The organism is Gordonia hirsuta DSM 44140 = NBRC 16056 (assembly GCF_000333015.1).
GTDB lineage: Bacteria > Actinomycetota > Actinomycetes > Mycobacteriales > Mycobacteriaceae > Gordonia > Gordonia hirsuta.
In genome coordinates this window covers 1-5,951 of the sequence record NZ_BANT01000069.1, presented here as the reverse complement: position 1 = coordinate 5,951, position 5,951 = coordinate 1, and the positions used below count along the sequence as shown (strand labels likewise).

The window sequence follows — 5,951 nt, the reverse complement described above, 5'->3', positions numbered from 1 at the left end:
GTGTGTTCGGCGGTGTCCTACTCTCCCACACTGGTTAGGGTGCAGTACCATCGGCGCTGGAGGGCTTAGCTTCCGGGTTCGGAATGGGGCCGGGCGTTTCCCCTCCGCTATCGCCGCCGTAACTCTATGAAACTATTCACCGCACCTTGGTTCCCGGAACCGTTTCGGGTTCGAGGGGGTGCGGGTGTGTTGTTTCAGAGGTGCATAGTGGATGCGAGACCAGTAATTTTTGGTGTTTGGGTGTTGTTGGTAAGTCCTCGGCCGATTAGTACCAGTCACCTGAACACATTGCTGTGCGTACAGTTCTGGCCTATCAACCCCATGGTCTGTGGGGGGCCTTACCCCACCCCGGAGGGCGGGTGAGAAACCTCATCTTGGAATAGGCTTCCCGCTTAGATGCTTTCAGCGGTTATCCTGTCCGAACGTAGCTAACCAGCAGTGCTCCTGGCGGAACAACTGGCACACCAGAGGTTCGTCCGTCCCGGTCCTCTCGTACTAGGGACAGGTTTCCTCAAGTTTCTAGACGCGCGCGGCGGATAGAGACCGAACTGTCTCACGACGTTCTAAACCCAGCTCGCGTGCCGCTTTAATGGGCGAACAGCCCAACCCTTGGGACCTACTCCAGCCCCAGGATGCGACGAGCCGACATCGAGGTGCCAAACCATCCCGTCGATATGGACTCTTGGGGAAGATCAGCCTGTTATCCCCGGGGTACCTTTTATCCGTTGAGCGACACCGCTTCCACTTGCCGGTGCCGGATCACTAGTCCCGACTTTCGTCCCTGCTCGACATGTACGTCTCACAGTCAAGCTCCCTTGTGCACTTACACTCAACACCTGATTGCCATCCAGGCTGAGGGAACCTTTGGGCGCCTCCGTTACACTTTAGGAGGCAACCGCCCCAGTTAAACTACCCACCAGGCACTGTCCCTGAACCCGATCAGGGTCCGAGGTTAGAAGCCCAATACGATCAGAGTGGTATTTCAACAACGACTCCACACACACTGGCGTGCATGCTTCACAGTCTCCCACCTATCCTACACAAACCGCATCGGACACCAATACCAAGCTATAGTGAAGGTCCCGGGGTCTTTTCGTCCTGCCGCGCGTAACGAGCATCTTTACTCGTACTGCAATTTCGCCGAGTCTGTGGTTGAGACAGCAGAGAAGTCGTTACGCCATTCGTGCAGGTCGGAACTTACCCGACAAGGAATTTCGCTACCTTAGGATGGTTATAGTTACCACCGCCGTTTACTGGGGCTTAAATTCTCAGCTTCGCCGACATAAATGCCGGCTGACCGGTCCTCTTAACCTTCCAGCACCGGGCAGGCGTCAGTCCGTATACATCGTCTTACGACTTCGCACGGACCTGTGTTTTTAGTAAACAGTCGCTTCTCTCTGGTCTCTGCGACCACCACCAGCTCGAACAGTCAATGTCGTCACCAGCAGTGGTCCCCCTTCTTCCGAAGTTACGGGGGCAATTTGCCGAGTTCCTTAACCACAGTTCTCTCGATCGCCTTAGTATTCTCTACCTGACCACCTGTGTCGGTTTGGGGTACGGGCCGTGTACCAACTCACTAGAGGCTTTTCTCGGCAGCATAGGATCACAGATTTCACCTCAACGGCTACGCATCACCTCTCAGGCTTATATGGAACACGGATTTACCTATGTTCCGCCCTACCGGCTTACACCAAGACAACCATCGCTTGGCCCTGCTACCTTCCTGCGTCACCCCATCGCTTGACTACTACAACCAAGGTCCCACGCAGCCACGCCCAGATCCTCCCGAAGGAAGAAAAGAACGCTTTTGGGTGGTTAGTACAGCTGATTCATCATTGGGCGCGGATACACGGGTACGGGAATATCAACCCGTTGTCCATCGACTACGCCTGTCGGCCTCGCCTTAGGTCCCGACTCACCCTGGGCGGATTAACCTGGCCCAGGAACCCTTGGTCATTCGGCGGACAAGTTTCTCACTTGTCTTTCGCTACTCATGCCTGCATTCTCACTCCCACACCCTCCACCACACGATCACTCGGCGGCTTCTACGGATGCAGGACGCTCCCCTACCCAACCACACCACTACACCACACCCCGTAAGGCATGGCCGATGACATGTGTGATTGCCGCGGCTTCGGCGGTGTACTTGAGCCCCGCTAAATTGTCGGCGCAGGACCACTTGACCAGTGAGCTATTACGCACTCTTTCAAGGGTGGCTGCTTCTAAGCCAACCTCCTGGTTGTCTAAGCAATCCCACATCCTTTTCCACTTAGTACACGCTTAGGGGCCTTAGCCGGCGATCTGGGCTGTTTCCCTCTCGACTACGAAGCTTATCCCCCGCAGTCTCACTGCCATGCTCTCACTTACCGGCATTCGGAGTTTGGTTGACGTCAGTAACCTAGTAGGGCCCATCGGCCATCCAGTAGCTCTACCTCCAGTAAGAAACACATGACGCTGCACCTAAATGCATTTCGGGGAGAACCAGCTATCACGGAGTTTGATTGGCCTTTCACCCCTACCCACAACTCATCCCCTCCATTTTCAACTGAAGTGGGTTCGGTCCTCCACAGCATCTTACTGCTGCTTCAACCTGGCCATGGGTAGATCACTCCGCTTCGGGTCTAGACCCAGCGACTCACACGCCCTATTCAGACTCGCTTTCGCTACGGCTACCCCACACGGGTTAACCTCGCCACTGAGCACTAACTCGCAGGCTCATTCTTCAAAAGGCACGCCATCACCCACCACCACAAAGAGTGCGCAGGCTCTGACGGATTGTAAGCGTCCGGTTTCAGGTACTATTTCACTCCCCTCCCGGGGTACTTTTCACCTTTCCCTCACGGTACTAGTCCGCTATCGGTCACCAGGAAGTATTTAGGCTTACCGGGTGGTCCCGGCAGATTCACAGCAGATTCCACGAGCCCGCTGCTACTCGGGCAATGCTGAAGTCAGTCACCACATTTTCAGTTACCGGACTCTCACCGTCTACGGCAGACCATTCCAGGCCACTTCACCTAACATGATGATTTATCACTGACCGCCATGCCGGCAGACACAGCAACAACACGCCCACAACACCACACGCACAACCCCTGCCGAGTATCACATACGCATGGTTTAGCCTCATCCGCTTTCGCTCGCCACTACTCACGGAATCACAATTGTTTTCTCTTCCTGTGGGTACTGAGATGTTTCACTTCCCCACGTTCCCCCCGCACCGGCTATACATTCACCGGGCGGTAACACCACATCACTGGTGCTGGGTTTCCCCATTCGGACACCCTCGGATCACAGCTCGTTTGACAACTCCCCGAGGACTATCGCGGCCTACCACGTCCTTCATCGGCTCCTGGTACCAAGGCATCCACCGAACGCCCTAAAACACTTACAACAACACCCACAAACACACCCCCACACAGGGAGGCACGAATGTGGAATGCTCCACAAAACATTTTCTTGTACAGAGACACAAAAATTAAAATTGCAGTACAAACACCAAAAACTCGTCCTCCTGTAAAAACAAGAATCTGATTCTGATGCTCGCATCCACTATGCACTTCTCAAACAACACACACCCACCAACCCCACACCCACCACCCCACAACAGGGATGTACGCGGACGGACAATCAGTGAGCACCAAGAAAAAACCACCGCACCTCACCGACCCCCTCCCCGAAAGAAGAAAGACCGACCAGGCCGTGTGTTTTCTCAGAACCCCGATAGTGTGCAATGTCTAGAACGCCGATCACTCGAGCGTCCACCACCAGCCCAACCAGCACCATACGGCCGGCCGAACACCCTTGATGGTCTCTTGTGTTTCACCCATTGAGCTCCCGCCACAACACGCACGGCTGTGAAACGGGGCCTCCACCACCAGCCCCTGAGGGCAGGTGACGGTGTGTGCTCCTTAGAAAGGAGGTGATCCAGCCGCACCTTCCGGTACGGCTACCTTGTTACGACTTCGTCCCAATCGCCGATCCCACCTTCGACGGCTCCCTCCCACAAGGGGTTAGGCCACCGGCTTCGGGTGTTACCGACTTTCATGACGTGACGGGCGGTGTGTACAAGGCCCGGGAACGTATTCACCGCAGCGTTGCTGATCTGCGATTACTAGCGACTCCGACTTCATGGGGTCGAGTTGCAGACCCCAATCCGAACTGAGACGCGCTTTAAGGGATTCGCTCCACCTCACGGTCTCGCAGCCCTCTGTACGCGCCATTGTAGCATGTGTGAAGCCCTGGACATAAGGGGCATGATGACTTGACGTCATCCCCACCTTCCTCCGAGTTGACCCCGGCAGTCTCCTGCAAGTCCCCACCATTACGTGCTGGCAATACAGGACAAGGGTTGCGCTCGTTGCGGGACTTAACCCAACATCTCACGACACGAGCTGACGACAGCCATGCACCACCTGTACACCAGCCACAAGGGCACCGACATCTCTGCCGGCTTCTGGTGTATGTCAAACCCAGGTAAGGTTCTTCGCGTTGCATCGAATTAATCCACATGCTCCGCCGCTTGTGCGGGCCCCCGTCAATTCCTTTGAGTTTTAGCCTTGCGGCCGTACTCCCCAGGCGGGGTACTTAATGCGTTAGCTACGGCACAGAATCCGTGAAATGGACCCCACACCTAGTACCCACCGTTTACGGCGTGGACTACCAGGGTATCTAATCCTGTTCGCTCCCCACGCTTTCGCTCCTCAGCGTCAGTTACTACCCAGAGACCCGCCTTCGCCACCGGTGTTCCTCCTGATATCTGCGCATTTCACCGCTACACCAGGAATTCCAGTCTCCCCTGTAGTACTCAAGTCTGCCCGTATCGCCTGCACGCCTACAATTGAGTTGCAGGATTTCACAGACGACGCGACAAACCGCCTACGAGCTCTTTACGCCCAGTAATTCCGGACAACGCTCGCACCCTACGTATTACCGCGGCTGCTGGCACGTAGTTGGCCGGTGCTTCTTTACCAGGTACCGTCACTTGCGCTTCGTCCCTGGCGAAAGAGGTTTACAACCCGAAGGCCGTCATCCCTCACGCGGCGTCGCTGCATCAGGCTTGCGCCCATTGTGCAATATTCCCCACTGCTGCCTCCCGTAGGAGTCTGGGCCGTGTCTCAGTCCCAGTGTGGCCGATCACCCTCTCAGGTCGGCTACCCGTCGTCGCCTTGGTGAGCCATTACCCCACCAACAAGCTGATAGGCCGCGGGCCCATCTCACACCGCAAAAGCTTTCCATCCCCGACCATGCAGCCAGAAATGAATATCCAGTATTAGACCCAGTTTCCCAGGCTTATCCCAGAGTATGAGGCAGGTCACCCACGTGTTACTCACCCGTTCGCCACTCGAGTACCCAGCAAGCTGGGCCTTTCCGTTCGACTTGCATGTGTTAAGCACGCCGCCAGCGTTCGTCCTGAGCCAGGATCAAACTCTCCAAACAAAACTAGACCAAACAACCAACCCCCAAAAAAAGAGAGCCGGCAATCTGAACACTAGAGATCAGAGAAAAGACCTTACCAAAATAATCCTTCAAAAAAAGAATTGACTGGCAAAAAAATTCATCTTGTCAAAAATAGACAGACTCACCCCATGCCAATCAAAACAATCGGCACAAGAAAATCCATCACACACTATCGAGTTCTCAAAAAACACACACCCACCAACACCACACAACCAACCGGCCATGCGAACTCCAGTGAGCCAGCAATCACGCCACCCGACTCGCGGGCAACTTCCCCAGCCTACCAGCCGAAGCCCCAACCACCAAATCCCCGTGACCAGACCCACACACTCGCAGACCCGCCACCACAAACCCGGCGACCAGAACCCAACTATAACCGAAGCGATTCCAGACTGTCAACCCCAAAACCCAAGAAACCGAAGGAAACTTGCCCCGGGGCGACCTGAATAAACCTACACACCCACCCACCACAACACAACTCCCCAGGTCACAGC

General features: G+C 55.3%; 3 rRNA genes. All 3 read right to left on the bottom strand.

What is annotated here, in order from left to right:
* Positions 1-4: 4 nt before the first annotated feature.
* Positions 5-121: ribosomal RNA gene (gene rrf, locus GOHSU_RS16055) — 5S ribosomal RNA — on the bottom strand.
* 124 nt (positions 122-245) lie between these two features.
* Positions 246-3,391: ribosomal RNA gene (locus GOHSU_RS16050) — 23S ribosomal RNA — on the bottom strand.
* Between the two features lie 521 nt (positions 3,392-3,912).
* Positions 3,913-5,436, bottom strand: a 16S ribosomal RNA gene (locus GOHSU_RS16045).
* The 16S, 23S and 5S rRNA genes sit together here, the layout of an rRNA operon.
* Between the last annotated feature and the right edge of the window lie 515 nt (positions 5,437-5,951).